The sequence below is a fragment of the Pseudobutyrivibrio sp. JW11 genome, from assembly GCF_900115355.1.
GTDB lineage: Bacteria > Bacillota > Clostridia > Lachnospirales > Lachnospiraceae > Pseudobutyrivibrio > Pseudobutyrivibrio ruminis.
On the sequence record NZ_FOWB01000004.1, the window covers coordinates 241,552 to 259,597 of the forward strand.

At 40.6% G+C, this 18,046-nt stretch carries 11 protein-coding genes; all 11 read left to right on the forward strand.

All coding sequences use genetic code 11. The features are described 5' to 3' along the window. Positions 1–8 precede the first annotated feature (8 nt). The 11 genes from BM102_RS06365 to BM102_RS06415 all read left to right on the forward strand — a co-directional run bounded on the left by BM102_RS06365 (position 9) and on the right by BM102_RS06415 (position 17,828). Positions 9–596, forward strand: coding sequence for a cytidylate kinase-like family protein (locus BM102_RS06365; RefSeq protein ID WP_090480140.1), 588 nt, complete (start codon positions 9–11; stop codon positions 594–596). 64 nt (positions 597–660) lie between these two features. Beyond that, the gene (locus BM102_RS06370; protein ID WP_090480143.1) at positions 661–1,377 is read left to right on the forward strand and encodes a gamma-glutamyl-gamma-aminobutyrate hydrolase family protein; all 717 of its coding nucleotides are present in this window, start codon (positions 661–663) and stop codon (positions 1,375–1,377) included. Next, positions 1,374–3,287 carry an NAD(+) synthase gene (locus BM102_RS06375; RefSeq protein WP_090480146.1) on the forward strand — a complete coding sequence of 638 codons (1,914 nt, stop codon included), beginning with the start codon at positions 1,374–1,376 and terminating at the stop codon, positions 3,285–3,287. Before BM102_RS06370 ends, BM102_RS06375 begins: the two co-directional genes overlap by 4 nt. A gap of 82 nt (positions 3,288–3,369) precedes the next feature. After that, on the forward strand, positions 3,370–4,368 hold the full coding sequence (locus BM102_RS06380) for an asparaginase (RefSeq protein ID WP_044933997.1): 999 nt from the start codon (positions 3,370–3,372) through the stop codon (positions 4,366–4,368). Positions 4,369–4,379: 11 nt separating this feature from the next. Next, entirely contained in the window at positions 4,380–5,039 is a 660-nt protein-coding gene (sdaAB, locus tag BM102_RS06385; protein ID WP_090480150.1) for an L-serine ammonia-lyase, iron-sulfur-dependent subunit beta, read from the forward strand. Between the two features lie 10 nt (positions 5,040–5,049). Then, the gene (gene sdaAA, locus BM102_RS06390) at positions 5,050–5,916 is read left to right on the forward strand and encodes an L-serine ammonia-lyase, iron-sulfur-dependent, subunit alpha (protein ID WP_090480153.1); all 867 of its coding nucleotides are present in this window, start codon (positions 5,050–5,052) and stop codon (positions 5,914–5,916) included. A gap of 148 nt (positions 5,917–6,064) precedes the next feature. Then, complete coding sequence (gltB, locus tag BM102_RS06395; RefSeq protein WP_090480158.1) at positions 6,065–10,591, forward strand: glutamate synthase large subunit; 4,527 nt, start codon at positions 6,065–6,067, stop codon at positions 10,589–10,591. A 9-nt stretch (positions 10,592–10,600) separates the two neighbouring features. Then, on the forward strand, positions 10,601–12,097 hold the full coding sequence (locus tag BM102_RS06400; protein WP_090480161.1) for a glutamate synthase subunit beta: 1,497 nt from the start codon (positions 10,601–10,603) through the stop codon (positions 12,095–12,097). Between the two features lie 194 nt (positions 12,098–12,291). Further along, complete coding sequence (gene asnB / locus BM102_RS06405; protein WP_090480165.1) at positions 12,292–13,878, forward strand: asparagine synthase B; 1,587 nt, start codon at positions 12,292–12,294, stop codon at positions 13,876–13,878. 14 nt (positions 13,879–13,892) lie between these two features. Beyond that, positions 13,893–15,986, forward strand: coding sequence for a glutamine synthetase III family protein (locus BM102_RS06410; protein ID WP_074790559.1), 2,094 nt, complete (start codon positions 13,893–13,895; stop codon positions 15,984–15,986). Between the two features lie 96 nt (positions 15,987–16,082). Then, positions 16,083–17,828 (forward strand): ammonium transporter, encoded by a 1,746-nt coding sequence (locus BM102_RS06415; RefSeq protein WP_090394062.1) that lies wholly within the window; start codon positions 16,083–16,085, stop codon positions 17,826–17,828. The last annotated feature ends 218 nt before the right edge of the window (positions 17,829–18,046 follow it).

The window sequence follows — 18,046 nt, forward strand, 5'->3', positions numbered from 1 at the left end:
AGGGGCGTATGAAAAACATAATTACAATCAGCCGTCAGTTTGGTGCTGGAGGCGGTACAATCGGTAAAGAGGTAGCTGAGCGTTTAGGCTACTATTACTGTGATAAGGATATGATTATCAGAGCAGCAATCGAATCAGGTAATCTTAGTCCTGAAGAAGTTAGATACTTTGATGAGAAGGTACCAAGAGAGTTTGGCTTGGGACAGAGTCTATTTGACTTCTACAATAAGCCACTTGATGAGCGTCTTTACAATGCTCAAAAGGAAGCAATCAGAAAGGTTGCTGAAAAAGGCAATTGTGTAATAGTCGGCAGAAATGCCAACATCATTCTTAAGGAATTTGATCATTCTCTTCATGTATTCGTTTCAGGTACAGAGCACTTCCGTGTTAAGCGAATGATGGAGAAAATGCCAGGCACCACAGAGGAAAAGGTTCGCGAGGAGCTTCACAACGTGGACAAGGCAAGAAAGAAATATTGCAAGCACTACACTGGAACAGAATTCGGCAATGCCCAGTTCTACGATTTGTGCTTAAAGAGCTCAACACTTGGGCTTGAAAAATGCGTTGATATCATTTGTGATACAGCGAAGTTTTAATATTGTTTAATAGACAAAGGCGTCTGCTAATAAATAGCAGGCGCCTATTTTTATGGAGATTATTATGAAACCTATTATTGGACTAATACCTTTATATGATGATGAGAAGGAAAGCTATTGGATGCTTCCAGGATACATGAAGGCGGTAGAGAAATCAGGGGGAGTCCCTATTATGCTTCCTTTTACACAAGATAAAGACGAGTTAACGGTCGCTTATGGATTATGTGATGGAATCTTGTTTACTGGAGGACATGATGTTAATCCTACAATTTATGGTCAGGTCATATCAGATAAGTGTGGAATGGCTTGCGAAACAAGAGATGTAATGGAAGGATTTTTGCTAGATTTATGCGTATCGGATAATAAGCCGTTACTAGGAATATGTAGAGGCATCCAATTTATAAATGCATATTTGGGCGGTACGCTATATCAGGATTTGCCTACAGAGTATAAAAGTGATGTAGAGCATCATATGAAGCCACCTTATGATAATGTGATTCACAATATTGACGTAAGAGGAAATACCAAATTGGCGAACATTATTGGGGCAGGTATACATGGAGTTAATAGCTATCATCACCAAGCAATTAAAGAGTTGGCAGATGGACTTGAAGCTATGGCGATATCTGAGGATGGGCTAGTGGAATCTATAGAGATTAAAAATCAGAAATTCGCAATTGCGGTACAGTGGCATCCAGAATTTTCATATGACAGTAGTGATGACAGTAAAAAGATTATGCAGGCTTTTGTAGATGCATGTAGAAGGAAGGGAACAATATGACTGACGGATTTATTAAAGTTGCAAGTGCAACATGTGATATAAAAGTGGCTGATACAAAACATAATGCAGATGTGATTGTGGAAAAGATAAAAGAGGCAGCTGATAGAGGTGTAAATATTATCTGCTTTCCTGAACTTTGTATTACGGGCTATACCTGTGGAGACTTATTTCTGCAGGATACCCTACTTAGAGGTGCAAAGGAGGCTGTTGAATATATTGCTTATGAAACTAAGCATTTAGATATAGTGGCTATTGTTGGATTACCATGTGTTATCAAACAGAAGCTGTACAACATAGCTGTAGTACTTAACTGTGGAAAGGTCATAGGAGGAACTGCAAAACAGAATCTACCTAATTACAGCGAGTTTTATGAAATGAGACATTTCACTCCAGCAGAAGCTGACTTTAAAGAATCGGTTTCTTTTGGAAAGGAAAAGTCATGCTTTATATGTTGTAATCAGATTTATTCTTTGGAATCCATGCCTAACCTTAAATTTGGTATAGAAATCTGCGAAGATCTGTGGGTTGCAGACACTCCGTCTGTTAGATTAGCAGAAAACGGGGCTACAATTATTTTTAATCTATCGGCTAGCGACGAGGTTATAGGAAAAAGAGATTATAGAAAAAATTTGATAAAAGCTAAATCTGGCAGTTTGTGTTGTGGATACGTATATGCGGATGCTGGAATAGGAGAATCTACTCAGGATATGGTATTTGCTGGAAATAACATAATAGTCGAAAATGGTTCTGTTCTTGCTGAATCTGAACTATTTGAAAACGATATGATTATTGCAGATATAGATGTTGATAAACTGGCACATGAAAGAAGGAGAATGAATACCTTTAAAAGTGGTACATGTGTTGAAGAAGCTAATTTTGTTTTAACCAAAAAGAATACAGTATTAGAACATGACCCAGCAAAACTTCCTTTCGTACCGATTGAACAAAGCAATCTAAACAATCGATGTAAAGAAATCCTCACAATGCAATCTGTAGGACTTGCCACACGAATAAAGCATATTGGTTGTAAAGATGTTGTGATTGGACTCTCAGGAGGGTTGGATTCTACTTTAGCTCTTATAGTAGCAGTCCATGCATTTGACAGATTAGGGTTAGATAGGTCAGGTATTAGAGCTATAACCATGCCATGCTTTGGAACTACGGATAGGACATACAATAATGCTTGTAAGCTGGCTTTAGAGTATCACACATCCCTTGAGGAGATTATTATTAAGGACAGTGTAATGCAACATTTCAAGGATATAGGTCAGAGTGAGAACATTCACGATGTAACCTATGAGAACTCCCAGGCTAGGGAACGTACACAAATTTTAATGGATAAGGCTAATATGTACGGAGGAATCGTTGTTGGAACAGGGGACCTATCTGAGCTTGCTCTTGGATGGGCCACTTACAATGGAGACCATATGTCCATGTATGCAGTTAATGCATCTATTCCAAAGACGCTCGTAAGATGGTTGGTGGATTATGAATCAAGAAATGCAACTGAAAATCTTAGAATGATTCTTAATGATATATTAGATACACCTGTAAGTCCTGAATTACTTCCACCTGATGAGAAGGGGAATATTGCACAGAGGACAGAAGATTTAGTAGGACCATATGAACTGCACGACTTTTTCCTATATTATATGTTACGCTTCGGATTTACTCCAAGGAAGATATATAGACTTGCAACTATTTCTTTTGCAGAGGACTATAGCAGGGAATTTATACTTAAGTGGATGAGGACCTTCTATAGGAGATTCTTTAGCCAGCAGTTTAAAAGAAGCTGTATGCCAGATGCTCCTAAAGTGGGAACAGTTACCCTTTCCCCAAGGGGCGATTTCAGAATGCCAAGTGATGCAAGCTATAGTATTTGGATGAAGGAGTTAGAGGAGATACAATAAGAGAATAAATACCAGTAGTTAAATCTAGACTAAGCTTTTTAAAAGGTGTATTCTATATTCCTAAGAAAAAGGAGAGAAAGCATTGAGCAGGAACATACTTATTATTAATACTGGCGGAACATTGTCTTCGGTTATGAAGGAAAGTGGTTTGGCACCTGGGCTGTCTACTCAGGATATGAAGCGTGAATTGCATGTGGTGTCAGGTGATATTAATTTTGAAATAGAAGATTTTATGGCTGTTGATAGTGCCAATATTTTTCCAGAGGATTGGAGCAAGCTTGCTGAGCATATTGGTGGTATACGTAATGACTATGATGGCATTGTTGTAATCCACGGAACAGATACACTTGCATACACATCATCTATGCTTTCTTTTATGCTTCAAAACATAAATATTCCGGTTGTAATTACTGGCTCACAGCTTTCTATTACAAATCCAATTGCAGATGCTATGGAAAACCTGCGATGCGCCATTCATATGGCAGCAAGTGGCAGAGCAGGAGTGTTTGTTGCATTCAATCGTAAGGTAATGCTTGGCTGTCGTGCTTCAAAGGTTCGTTCTCTTAGCTTTGATGCTTTTGAGAGCATCAACTATCCCAATGTAGCTGAAATCAGCTCACTTGGTATGAATATTGATGATAGTACAATCCCTGTTAGAAACGGTGTATTCCACCTGGAAAACAATTATTCTACAGAAGTTTGTATGCTGAAAATGTTCCCAGGCATTCATAGAAGCCTTGTTGAATCAATCGCTGCGCAGGGATATAAGGGACTTTACATTGAGGCATTTGGAATTGGTGGCATGCCATTTTTAAAGCATGATTTTATCAGCACAATCGAGAAGGTTATTGCTGATGGTATGACTGTTGTAGTTGGTACTCAGTGCAGATACGAAGGCTCAAAGATGGATGTTTACGAGACTGGTAAGAGAGCTCTCGAAAGCGGAGTACTCCAGGCTCAGGATATGACAAGTGAAGCGGCCCTTACAAAGCTCATGTGGATTCTTGGAAAGACCAGTAATCCATCTGAAATAAAGGATTATTTTTCTTTAAATATTGCCGGTGAGCTTAAAAATTATTAGGAGATTTTTTAATGAATCTATTTGATATTATTGGACCGGTTATGGTAGGTCCTTCCAGCTCTCACACAGCAGGAGCAGCCAAAATTGGAAATGTTTGTAATAAGCTTATGGCAGAAAAAATCGAAAGTGCGGAGATTTATTTGCACGGTTCTTTTGCTGAAACAGGCAAAGGTCACGGTACTGACAAGGCTATCGTAGGTGGTTTGCTAGGAATGGCCTGCGATGATGAGCGTTTGCCAGATAGCTTTACAGTGGCACAGGAGATGGGCTTTAAATATACAATACAGGCAGCTGACTTGGGAGATGTTCATCCAAACACAGCAAAGGTGATTATGCATGGCGTTTCAGGTCACAGCTTGGAGGTAGTGGCATCATCCATCGGTGGTGGACGTATTCAGGTAGTTATGCTTGATGGCGTGAAGGCCAACTTCTCCGGAGAAAGCCCTACACTTATAGTTCATAATGTTGATAAGCCAGGATACATTACTGAGGTTACAAGACTTCTTGGTATAGAACATATTAATATTGCCACTATGCAGCTCTATCGTAAAAAGCGTGGTGGAGAAGCTGTTATGGTAATTGAGTGTGATGAGTGTGTACCAGATAGCACAATCAAGGAATTAGAAAAACTAGAAGGTATTATGAAGGTTTCATATTACTGTCCAGAGTAGAGGATTATAGATGTTTGATTCAGTAGAAGAGATTTGTAAATTAGAAGAGAATAGCGGAGTTCATTTCTGGAAGATAGTTCAGCAGGACGATTGCAAAGAACGCGCAGTTTCAGAGGAAGAATCCTTTGAAAATATGAAGCGCATGTACACAGCAATGAAGGAGTCTGCCCTTAATTACGACAAGACAGTGAAAAGCAACAGCGGCTTAGTAGGCGGTGAGGCAGGTCTTCTTAGAGAATACCTTGACAGTGGTAATGCTTTAGTTGGAGATTTTGCAGGCCGTGTTATGGAATTGGCTCTTCGTGTTGCTGAGGGTAATGCATGTATGAAGCGAATTGTAGCTGCACCTACAGCCGGTTCATGTGGAGTTGTTCCAGCAGTATTTATAGCAGCTCAGGAGAAATTAGGACTTACTGATGAAAAGATGACAGAGGCTCTTTTTGTAGCAGCAGGAGTTGGTGAGGTAATAGCAGCCAGAGCATCACTTGCCGGTGCTGAAGGTGGCTGTCAGGCGGAAATCGGAGCAGCCAGCTCAATGGCAGCAGCGGGCCTTGTATATCTTCAGGGAGGTAATGGCAGAAAGAGTGCTAATGCGGCAGCACTTGCTTTAAAAAATCTTCTTGGTCTTGCTTGTGATCCAGTGGCAGGCCTAGTAGAGGTTCCATGCGTTAAGCGAAATGTTTGTGGTGCTATGAATGCAGTTACATCAGCAGAACTTACTATGGCTGGTATTGAAAGTCGAATTCCTGCAGATGAAGTGTTTGATGCTATGAGTGCTGTAGGTAAAGATATGAATCCTAATATAAAGGAAACTGGTAAAGGTGGAGTCGCTGGAACAGTAACTGGACAGAAAATTAAGGATGCTTTAGCACATTAAATTAAAAAAGTGCTTGCATTATCTTTTAATTAGTTGTATATTTTTTCTCAAGACAAAGGCGTCTAAAGAAATTCCCTTATGGGGAGTCTCTTTAGATGCCTTTTCTTTTTTTGTTTATTAAAACTACTATGTGGAAGGAGTAGCTAACATGGGTAATCAAATGCAAGGTCTTTATGACCCATCTTTTGAGCATGACAACTGTGGTATAGGTGCAGTTGTATCTATTAAGGGAATCAAGACCCATCAGACTGTGTCAGATGCATTAAAGATTGTAGAAAACTTGGAGCATCGAGCTGGCAAGGATGCATCAGGTGAGACTGGCGATGGTGTTGGAATCCTACTTCAGATATCTCATAAATTTTTCAAGAAGGTTTGTGAAAAAGAAAAGATTGCAATCGGCAATGAGCGAGAATATGGAATTGGTATGTTTTTCTTCCCTCAGGATGAGTTGAAGAGAAAACAGGCAATGAAGATGTTTGAAATCAGTGTCGAGAAGGAAGGACTTGAATTCTTAGGATGGCGTAAAGTTCCTACTAAATCTGAAATATTAGGAAAGATGGCCTTAGACTGCATGCCATATATCTGCCAGGCATTTATTAAAAAGCCTGCAGACTGCGAAAAAGGATTGGATTTCGATAGAAGACTGTATGTGGCAAGACGTGTATTTGAACAGACAGCAGAGGATACTTATGTAGCATCTCTTTCTAGTAGAACTATTGTATATAAGGGAATGTTTCTAGTTAATCAGCTCAGACTGTTTTTCGAAGATCTTGAGGATCCAGATTACGAGTCTGCAATTGCAACAGTACATTCTCGTTTCTCTACTAATACAAATCCATCTTGGGAGAGAGCGCATCCAAATAGATTTATAGTTCATAATGGTGAGATTAATACTATCAAGGGTAACGCAGATAAAATGCTTTCCCGTGAGGAGACAATGGTTTCTCAGGTGCTTGAGCCAGAAATGTCAAAGATTACACCAGTTTGTAATCAGGCAGGATCCGACTCCGCAATGCTTGATAATGCGTTAGAGTTTTTGGTAATGAATGGCATGCCACTTCCTCTTGCGGTAATGATTACTATTCCTGAGCCTTGGTATAAAAATAAGGCTATGGACCAGGCAAGACGAGATTTTTATCAGTATTATTCAACAATGATGGAGCCATGGGATGGCCCAGCGTCTATCCTGTTTTCTGATGGCGATATTATGGGTGCTGTCCTTGATAGAAATGGTCTTCGCCCAAGCCGCTATTATATTACAAACGACGATTATCTAATTCTTTCTTCAGAAGTGGGTGTACTTCCTGTTGAGGAGGAGAGAATAATTAAGAAGGATAGACTTCGTCCAGGAAAAATGCTTCTTGTTGATACTGTAGCAGGTAAGCTTATTGATGATGCAAAGCTAAAGGAGAAATATGCTAACAGCCAGCCTTATGGTCAGTGGCTCGATGCAAATCTTGCTCATTTAGCTGATATCAAGATTCCTAACGAGCCTGTTCCAAAGCATTCACAGGAAGAGCGTGACAGACTTCAAAAGGCTTTTGGATATGGATATGGTGAGGTGAAGGAATCAATTCTTCCAATGGCCCTTAATGGTGTTGAGAGCACAGCTGCTATGGGTATTGATACTCCGCTTGCAGTTCTTTCAAATCAGCATCAGCCATTATTTAACTACTTCAAGCAGCTTTTTGCCCAGGTAACAAATCCACCAATCGATTCAATCCGTGAGGAGATTGTTACAGCAACAACTGTATACATCGGTACAGCTGGCAATGTATTAGAGGAAAAGGAAGAAAACTGCAATATGTTGCAGATTAACAACCCTATTCTTACAGTGACAGATTTGATGAAGATTAAATCTATGAAGGTGCCAGGACTTAAGGCTGAGACTGTACCTATCACATATTATAAAAATACATCATTGGCTAAGGCTATTGAGCACCTGTATGTAGAGGTAGATAGAGTAAATAGAGAGGGTGCAAATATTATCATCCTATCTGATAGAGGTGTGGATGAGAATCATGTTGCAATACCATCACTTCTTGCGGTAGCAGCAGTGCAGCATCACTTGGTACAGACCAAAAAGAGAACAAGCCTTTCACTTATTCTCGAGTCGGGCGAGCCAAGAGAAGTGCATCATTTTGCAACCTTGCTTGGTTATGGTGCATCTGCAATTAACCCATATCTTGCCCAGGAAACAATCGAAGAACTCGTGGAGAAGGGGCAGTTGCAGAAGGATGTACATGCAGCCATTGATTCATACAACGAGGCTATTATTACAGGCATCATTAAGATTGCATCAAAGATGGGTATTTCTACTGTACAGTCATATCAAGGTGCAAAGATTTTTGAGGCAATAGGAATCAGCTCCGATGTAATCGATAAGTATTTCACTGGCACAATCAGCCGTATTGGTGGAATCACTATTGAGGATATTCAGGCTGATGTGGAAAGACAGCATTCTATGGCATTTGATCCACTTGGATTGTCTGTTGATAAGACACTTGATTCGAAGGGTGTACATAAGATGAGAGCGGGAGCAGAGGAACACTTATATAATCCTGCTACCATTCATTTACTTCAGCTTGCTACAAGAACAGGTGACTATAATACATTCAAAGAGTATACAGCTTTAATTAACGATGAAGATGCGGTTCGAAATCTTCGTGGCCTTATAGACTTTAAATACCCTAAGAAGGGAATCAGCATCGATGAAGTTGAGTCAGTGGATTCAATCGTAAAGCGATTTAAAACAGGTGCAATGAGCTATGGCTCAATTTCTAAGGAAGCCCATGAGACAATGGCTATCGCCATGAATATGCTTCACGGAAAATCAAATTCCGGTGAAGGTGGTGAAGAGGAAGCTAGATATGAGGTTGGTCCTGATGGTCTTAACAGATGTTCAGCTATAAAGCAGGTGGCATCAGGTAGATTTGGTGTTACAAGTAAGTACCTGGTATCTGCAAAGGAAATACAGATTAAAATGGCTCAGGGTGCAAAGCCAGGTGAAGGTGGACATCTACCAGGAAAGAAGGTATATCCATGGATAGCAAAGACTCGTCTTTCTACACCGGGTGTAGCTCTTATTTCGCCACCACCTCATCACGATATTTATTCAATCGAAGATTTGGCTGAGCTCATATATGATTTAAAGAATGCCAACAAGGATGCACGTATATCAGTAAAGCTTGTATCAGAGGCAGGAGTAGGTACAATTGCCAGCGGTGTTGCCAAGGCAGGTGCGCAGGTTATCCTTATCTCTGGATACGACGGTGGTACAGGAGCAGCTCCTAAGTCATCTATTCATAATGCAGGACTTCCATGGGAATTAGGCTTGGCAGAAGCGCATCAGACACTTGCTCAGAACGGATTACGTAATAAGGTTGTTATCGAGACAGATGGTAAGCTTATGAGCGGCCGTGACGTTGCTATCGCCTGTGCACTTGGTGCGGAGGAGTTTGGCTTTGCTACAGCACCACTTGTAACTATGGGATGTGTAATGATGAGAGTATGTAATTTGGATACTTGTCCTGTTGGTGTTGCAACTCAGAACCCAGAGCTTAGAAAGAGATTTACAGGTAAGCCAGAATACGTAGTTAACTTTATGCGCTTTATAGCTCAGGAGCTTCGTGAATATATGGCAGAGCTTGGATGCAAAACTGTAGATGAGCTTTGTGGTAGATATGACTTGCTTACTCTTAAGAATGTGGCTGGAAGTGGACGTAGAGAAAAGGTAGATTTATCTGCTGTAATCTCTAATCCAAATCCTTATGAGAAGATTGAATATGATAAAAAGAATGTATTCAACTTTGAGCTAGAAAAGACACTTGATGAAAAGGTTCTTCTTAAAAAGCTAAAGAGTGCTATAGCCTCTGGTAAGAAGGAGGAGGTAAGTCTTGAGGTTTCAAATGTGGACCGTTCATTTGGTACATTGTTTGGAGCAGAGATTACCAGAAACCATGGAGAAAATCTGGAGGAAGATACCTATGTAATTAACTGCCAGGGTGCAGGTGGACAGTCATTTGGTGCATTTATACCTAAGGGACTTACACTTAACCTGGAGGGAGATTCTAACGACTACTTCGGTAAGGGATTATCAGGCGGAAAGCTTGTTGTATATCCATCTGCTAAGGCGACCTATAAGCAGGATGAGAATATCATTATCGGTAATGTTGCTTTGTATGGTGCAACCAGTGGTAAAGCCTTTATCAACGGTGTAGCAGGCGAGCGTTTCGCAGTACGTAATTCAGGTGCTACAGCAGTTGTAGAAGGCTGTGGAGATCATGGATGCGAATATATGACAGGTGGACGAGTTGTAGTACTTGGTGAGACTGGCAAGAACTTTGCAGCAGGTATGTCTGGTGGTATTGCATATGTGCTTGATGAAGACGCATCTTTATACAAGAGACTAAACAAATCTATGGTTTCACTGGAGACAGTTACTGACAAATACGATGTATTAGAGCTTAAGGAGATTATTGCTGAGCACGTGGCTGCTACTGGCTCCGCTAAGGGCAAGGAAATTTACGACAACTTTAGCGAGTATCTACCTAAGTTCAAGCGTATTGTACCTTTTGATTACAAAAAGATGATGCAGACAATTGTGCAAATGGAGGAAAAGGGATTATCTTCTGAGCAGGCACAGATAGAAGCATTTAATTTATTAAACAAGTAGGAGGGAACCATGGGAAAGCCAACTGGATTTTTAGAGTATGAGCGAGTAGAGGCTGAAGCGGTTAGCCCTCTTGCCAGAATAAAGAATTTTAATGAGTTTCATGAGCCTCTTTCAAAAGAGGAGCAGAGAAGACAAGGCGGAAGATGCATGGATTGTGGTGTACCATTCTGCCAGTCAGGTATGACAATTAAGGGGATGACTTCTGGTTGTCCTCTGAACAACCTTATTCCTGAGTGGAATGAGCTTGTATATCAGGGAAATTATGAGATGGCCTATAAGAGGCTTCACAAGACTAGCAATTTCCCTGAGTTTACATGCAGGGTATGTCCTGCACTTTGTGAGAAAGCATGTACCTGCGGACTTAATGGAGATGCTGTATCTACAAGGGAAAACGAGAAGGCCATTATTGAGTATGCCTATGCCAATGGATTGGCAGATGCAAAGCCTGTAGAGGTTCGTACAGGTAAATCTGTTGCGGTAATTGGCTCAGGCCCATCTGGTCTTGCAGTGGCAGATCAATTAAACAGACGCGGTCACAATGTAACTGTGTACGAGCGCAATGACAATGTAGGTGGATTACTTCGTTACGGTATTCCTAACATGAAGCTTGAAAAGCAGATTATTGACCGTAAAATTAAAATCATGGAGGAGGAAGGTGTAAGCTTTGTAGTTAATGCCAATGTAGGTGTTGATGTTAAGGCGGCCGATTTGACAAAGAAGTACGATGCGGTAGTTCTTTGCTGCGGTTCATCTAATCCACGTGATATTCAGGCTACAGGTAGAAAAGAGGCTAAGGGTATCTATTTTGCTGTGGATTTCCTTACATCTACTACAAAATGCCTCTGGGCAAATGATATGAAGCTTGTAGAGGGACAGTATATTTCTGCCAAAGGCAAGGATGTTATCATCATCGGTGGTGGAGACACAGGTAACGATTGTGTTGGTACTGCAATTCGTCATGGATGTAAGTCTGTAACACAGCTTGAAATGATGCCAAAGGCACCAGATGTGAGAGCAGAATCAAATCCATGGCCTCAGTGGCCTCTTGTATGTAAAACTGATTATGGTCAGGAGGAGGCTATTGCCAAGTTCGGTCATGATCCTAGAATCTACACTACAACTGTCAAGGAATTCAAGACAGATAAGAATGGTGATTTGAAGTCTGTTGTTTTAGTTTCACTTGAGTCTAAAACTGACAAGAAAACAGGACGCAGAATGATGGTGCCAGTGGAAGGTACTGAGAAAGAAGTGCCTTGCCAGCTTTGTCTGATTGCAGCAGGATTTCTTGGAGCGCAGAAATATGTGGCAGACGCTTTCAAGGTGGAGCTGGATGGACGTACTAATGTTGCATCCGTAAATACGAATTCATTCGCGACAAATGTGCCTAAGGTATTTACTGCAGGTGATATGCACACAGGACAATCACTGGTTGTAAAGGCTATTAGACAGGGCCGCGATTGTGCTCGGGAAGTAGATGAGTTCTTGATGGGTTATACAAATCTATAATTTTAGGTTTGGAAAATTTAATCCAAAATTTATTTTAAAAAATATAAAAAATGTTATTGACAAACATTTATCAAAAGAATATTATTCTAAACAAATAAAAATCAATGGAACGACAAAGGCGTCGTAGTTTTAGCTAAGTAGCTAAAACTACGACGCCTTTCTTTTTATTATTGTTCCTATGGGAAGGTGATTTTATGTGTTCGATTATGGCTTTAAGTAAATGCCATGTGGAGATGAAAGACTTCGAGGCGGCATTTTCAAAAACGGTTTCTAGAGGGCCAGACATGCAACGAGTTATAACCGTGAATGATTCGGTGCTGGGCTTTCAAAGACTATCAATTATGGGTTTGACAGATGCAGGAATGCAACCCTTTGAGCTTGATGGAAATTATGTAATATGCAACGGAGAGTTGTATGGATTTAAAACAGAGCGAGAGAGTTTGAAAGCAGAGGGATACAAATTCTTAAGCGACAGTGATTGCGAAATCATTTTACCAATGTATCGTAAATACGGAACAAAGATGTTCGAAAAGCTTGATGCAGAATTTGCAATGGTTATTTACGACAAGGAAATAGATGATTTGGTAGCAGCAAGAGATCCAATCGGAATTAGACCTTTGTTTTATGGCTACGACAGTGAAGGTTCAATAATGTTTGCATCAGAAGCAAAGAACTTGGTTGGTCTTACAGATGAGGTTAAGCCATTTCCACCAGGACATTATTATTACAAGGGTGTGTTTACATGCTACAGAGATTTGGCGAAGCGACAGACATACAGATTAGACGGGGTGGAAGAGGTTGCAGCAAACATTAAGGCAAAGCTTGTAGCTGGTGTTGAGAAACGACTTGATGCAGATGCTCCTGTAGGATTTCTTCTTTCTGGTGGACTTGATTCATCACTTGTTTGTGCAATCGCTCAGAAGATGATGGATAAGCCAATTAAAACATTTGCAATCGGCATGAACGAGGATGCAATCGATTTAAAGTATGCAAAGGAAGTTGCAGATTACATTGGTTCAGAACATCACGAAATCATAATCAATAAAGACATCGTAATTGAGTCTTTGGAGGAAGTTGTTGCAGCACTTGGTACATACGACATAACAACAATCCGAGCCAGCATGGGAATGTATTTAATCTGCAAGGGAATCAAGAAACAGTTCCCAGAGATAAGAGTTCTTCTTACTGGTGAGATATCAGATGAAATCTTCGGTTATAAATACACAGATTTTGCTCCAAATGCAGAAGAGTTTCAGAAGGAAGCAGAAAAGAGACTTAGAGAGCTTTACATGTACGATGTACTGAGGGCTGACAGATGTATCTCAGTTCATTCAATGGAGGCAAGAGTTCCATTTGGTGATTTAGATTTTGTGGATTATGTAATGAGTGTAAATCCTGAAATCAAGATGAATAAATACAACAAAGGCAAGTATTTATTAAGACATGCTTTTGAGGATGGAGATTACTTACCACACGACATATTGTTCAGAGAGAAAGCAGCGTTCTCAGATGCAGTTGGACACTCAATGGTAGATTACCTGAAAGAATATGCTAATAGCTTATACAGTGATGAGGATGTAAAGAATGCGTATCGCAAATACGAATTTGCAACACCTTTTACAAAGGAATCACTTTTGTATAGAGATTTATTTGAGAAGTACTATCCAGGCCAGGCACAGATGGTTGTAGACTTTTGGATGCCAAACAGGGCTTGGGAGGGATGCGATGTTGATGATCCATCCGCACGCGTACTTGCAAACTACGGCGCTAGCGGAGTATAAGAGGAGGATAAGAAATGAGCAAGGTTACAGAGATTTTCGGAAGCAAAGTATTTAATGATGAGACTATGAAAGAGCGTCTTCCAAAAGATGCTTACAAAGCTCTTAAGAAGACAGTTGAAGAGGGACGTCCTCTTGACAGAGAGCTTGCAAATGTAATTGCACATGCTATGAAGGAATGGGCAATTGAACTTGGAGCTACACATTTCACACATTGGTTCCAGCCAATGACAGGTGTTACAGCTGAAAAGCATGATTCATTTATTCAGCCTGAAGAAGGTGGCAAGGTTATCATGACTTTCTCAGGAAAGGAATTAATCAAAGGTGAGCCTGATGCATCTTCATTCCCATCAGGTGGATTAAGAGCTACATTTGAGGCAAGAGGATATACAGCATGGGACCCAACAAGCTATGTATTTATCAAGGATGATACTCTTTGTATTCCAACAGCCTTTTGTTCATACTCAGGTGAAGCACTTGATAAAAAGACTCCATTACTTCGTTCAATGGAAGCACTTGATAAATCAGCAGTTAGAGCACTTAAGCTTTTTGGTCACGATGATGTAAAGAGAGTTATTACAACAGTTGGACCAGAGCAGGAATACTTTTTAATAGATACAGAAATGTATAACAAGCGTCCAGATTTGATTTACACAGGACGTACATTATTTGGAGCTAAGCCTCCAAAGGGTCAGGAACTTGAGGATCACTATTTTGGAACTATTAAGCCAAGAGTTTCTGCTTACATGAAAGAGTTAGACGAGGAGTTGTGGAAACTAGGTGTACTTGCAAAAACAAAGCATAATGAAGTTGCGCCAGCTCAGCATGAGCTTGCACCAGTGTACTCAACCACTAATATAGCAACAGATCATAACCAGCTTACAATGGAGATGATGAAGGTTGTAGCTGGACGTCACGGAATGACTTGCTTACTTCATGAAAAGCCTTTTGCAGGTGTAAATGGTTCGGGCAAGCACAACAACTGGTCTATATCAACCGATACCGGAGTAAACCTGTTAGAACCAGGTGCTACTCCTTCCCAGAACACTCAGTTCTTGTTGTTCTTAACAGCAGTAATTAAGGCTGTAGACGAGTATCAGGAATTACTCCGAGTATCGGTTGCTTCTGCTGGAAATGATCACAGACTTGGAGCAAATGAGGCACCACCAGCTATCATTTCAATGTTCCTTGGAGATGAGCTTGAGGCTATTGTAGAGTCAATCATCGATGGAACTGATTATGAAGACATTAAAAAGAAGAAGATGTCAATTGGTGCAGCTGTTATTCCTAGCATTTCACAGGATACAACAGATAGAAACAGAACATCACCATTTGCCTTTACAGGTAATAAATTTGAGTTTAGATCACTTGGTTCTGCAGCATCTATTTCAGGTCCAAACGTTGTATTAAATACAATTGTTGCAGAGGAGCTTGATAAGTTCTCAGAAGAGCTTGAAAAGGCAGCTGATTTCGATAAGGCACTTGCAGAGCTCCTTAAGAGAGAGCTTACAGCCCACAAGAGAATCATCTTCAATGGTAACGGATATTCTGATGAGTGGGTAAAGGAAGCAGAGAGAAGAGGACTTAAGAACCTCAAGTCTACAGTAGATGCCCTTCCAGCATTCGTAGATAAGAAAGCAATTGATGTATTTACAAAGCATAACGTATTTACGGAGCAGGAGCTTTATAGCCGATATGACATCCAGCTTGAGAATTACTATAAGGTAATTGATATCGAAGCTCTTACAATGGATGCTATGGTTAAGAAAGACATTATGGCAGCTGCTAGTGATTATCAGTTTACACTTGCAGAAACTCTTAACGCAAAGGCTGCAACAGGACTTTCAGTTGATTCTTCAGTGGAAAAGAAGAGATTGGAGCAGGCAGCTAAGTTAACAACATCAATGGATGAAAGACTTGAAAAGCTTGAAGCAGACATTGATAAGGCAAAAGAATTAACTGAGACATATGATTTGGCTAAGTTCCATCATGATGTAATCTTTGCAGATATGAATGAGCTTAGAGAGGTGGTTGATGAGCTTGAGACAGTAGTACCAAGTGATATCTGGCCATACCCAACATACGGAGAAATCCTTTATAGCGTAAAATAAGCGTAATTAGAAGGTAGCACAAAGGCGTGCAGTATTCGAAAAAATACTGCGCGCCTTTTTATATAAATAATAATAAACCCCAAGGAGGAAAATATTATGGAAGCTTATTCAAGCATGTTATTTGGAGTCTGGTTCCTTATAGGAGCTGCCCTTGTATTTTGGATGCAAGCGGGATTTGCAATGGTAGAGGCAGGATTTACCAGAGCAAAAAATACTGGAAACATCATTATGAAAAACCTGATGGATTTCTGTATTGGTACAGTAATGTTTATTGTTTTAGGATTTGGTCTTATGTTTGGAGAGGATTGCCTCTTTGGATTAGTAGGAAGACCAACACTAGGAATATTTACAGACTATGCAAACTTTGACTGGAGCAACTTTGTATTTAACCTTGTGTTCTGCGCTACAACAGCAACAATCGTAAGTGGTGCTATGGCAGAAAGAACAAAGTTTATCAGCTACTGTGTATATTCTGGAATTATTTCTCTTGTAATATATCCAATTGAGGCTCATTGGATTTGGGGTGGTGGCTGGCTTTCTCAGATTGGCTTCCATGATTTCGCAGGTTCATGTGCAATCCACATGGTAGGTGGTATCTGCGCCCTTATTGGTGCAAAAATCCTTGGACCTAGAATTGGTAAGTTTACACGTGACAGCAAAGGCAAGATTAAGAAGGTAAATGCATTCCCAGGACACAACATTGCACTTGGTGCACTTGGTGTATTTATCCTTTGGCTTGGCTGGTATGGTTTCAACGGCGCAGCAGCAACATCACTTGAGCAGCTTGCATCAATCTTTGTAACTACAACAATTGCACCAGCCGTTGCAACAGTAACAACAATGTCTTATACATGGATTAAATATGGCAAGCCAGATGTATCTATGTCATTAAATGCATCACTTGCTGGTCTTGTAGCTATCACAGCCCCATGCGACGTAACAGATGCACTTGGTGCAATTATCATCGGTATTGTATCTGGATTTTTAGTAGTATTCGGGGTATGGCTTTTAGACAACAAGCTTCGTGTTGATGATCCAGTTGGAGCTGTTGCAGTCCATATGATGAATGGTATTTGGGGAACAATTGCAGTTGGACTTTTCGCAACAACATCAGCACCACAAAGCGAATTAGCTGGTCTTTTTTACGGGGGAGGATTTAAGTTATTAGGAATACAGTTACTTGGCGTATTAACAGTAGGCGCTTGGGCAGCAGTAACAATCACTATCGCATTTTCGGTAATCAAAGCTACAATCGGTCTTCGTGCATCAGCAGAAGAGGAAATTGTAGGCTTAGACAGAACAGAGCATGGTTTACCATCTGCATACTCTGGATTCAACATGCTTGAGGACGACTTTGATACTGATGAGCTAGATGATGAAACAGCTAACCTCATCACAGAAACACTTGAAGCAGCAGGACTTGCTTCACTTGATGAGGCAGTGGAAGTAGAGTACGCTCCATCACAAATCACTGCAGCTGGCAAGCCTAGAATGACTAAGATTGAAATTCTTTGCAAGGAACGCAACCTTGAAAAGCTTAAGAATTCACTTATGAAGTTAGGTATCACAGGAATGACTGTATCTCATGTTATGGGATGTGGTGTACAGAAAGGCGCACCAGAATACTACAGAGGCGTAGCTTTAGAGCCAGCCCTTCTACCAAAAATTCGTGTAGACGTAGTAGTATGCAAAGTACCTGTACAGCAGGTAATCGACACCGCCAAGAAGGTCCTTTACACTGGCCACATCGGCGACGGCAAAATATTCGTATACGACGTGGAGCAGGTAGTCAAGATCCGCACCGGCGAAGAAGACTTTGCAGCCCTCCAAGACGTGGAGTAAAACAGCTACCCCAGGCCACCCCAACGGGGCCCAGAGCCCCAGGGAGCCAGGGTATCATTGGAGCAGATTTATAGATTATCTTAATGTGTAAAGTCGCCCATATGTAGGTGTACTTACGAAGCTTTTACTATTCGAAGGTAATGTATGGGTGGGACGGACAATGTAGTTTATATAATCATCTAGTCTTAACTAGTCTTTGTATTATTACTTTTGCTACT

Excerpts from the sequence above, each read along its gene's own strand:
- BM102_RS06365 (WP_090480140.1), top strand. The coding sequence starts at position 9 with ATGAAAAACATAATTACAATCAGCCGTCAGTTTGGTGCTGGAGGCGGT.
- BM102_RS06370 (WP_090480143.1), top strand. The coding sequence starts at position 661 with ATGAAACCTATTATTGGACTAATACCTTTATATGATGATGAGAAGGAA.
- BM102_RS06375 (WP_090480146.1), top strand. The coding sequence starts at position 1,374 with ATGACTGACGGATTTATTAAAGTTGCAAGTGCAACATGTGATATAAAA.
- sdaAB (WP_090480150.1), top strand. The coding sequence starts at position 4,380 with ATGAATCTATTTGATATTATTGGACCGGTTATGGTAGGTCCTTCCAGC.
- sdaAA (WP_090480153.1), top strand. The coding sequence starts at position 5,050 with ATGTTTGATTCAGTAGAAGAGATTTGTAAATTAGAAGAGAATAGCGGA.
- gltB (WP_090480158.1), top strand. The coding sequence starts at position 6,065 with ATGGGTAATCAAATGCAAGGTCTTTATGACCCATCTTTTGAGCATGAC.
- BM102_RS06400 (WP_090480161.1), top strand. The coding sequence starts at position 10,601 with ATGGGAAAGCCAACTGGATTTTTAGAGTATGAGCGAGTAGAGGCTGAA.
- asnB (WP_090480165.1), top strand. The coding sequence starts at position 12,292 with ATGTGTTCGATTATGGCTTTAAGTAAATGCCATGTGGAGATGAAAGAC.
- BM102_RS06410 (WP_074790559.1), top strand. The coding sequence starts at position 13,893 with ATGAGCAAGGTTACAGAGATTTTCGGAAGCAAAGTATTTAATGATGAG.
- BM102_RS06415 (WP_090394062.1), top strand. The coding sequence starts at position 16,083 with ATGGAAGCTTATTCAAGCATGTTATTTGGAGTCTGGTTCCTTATAGGA.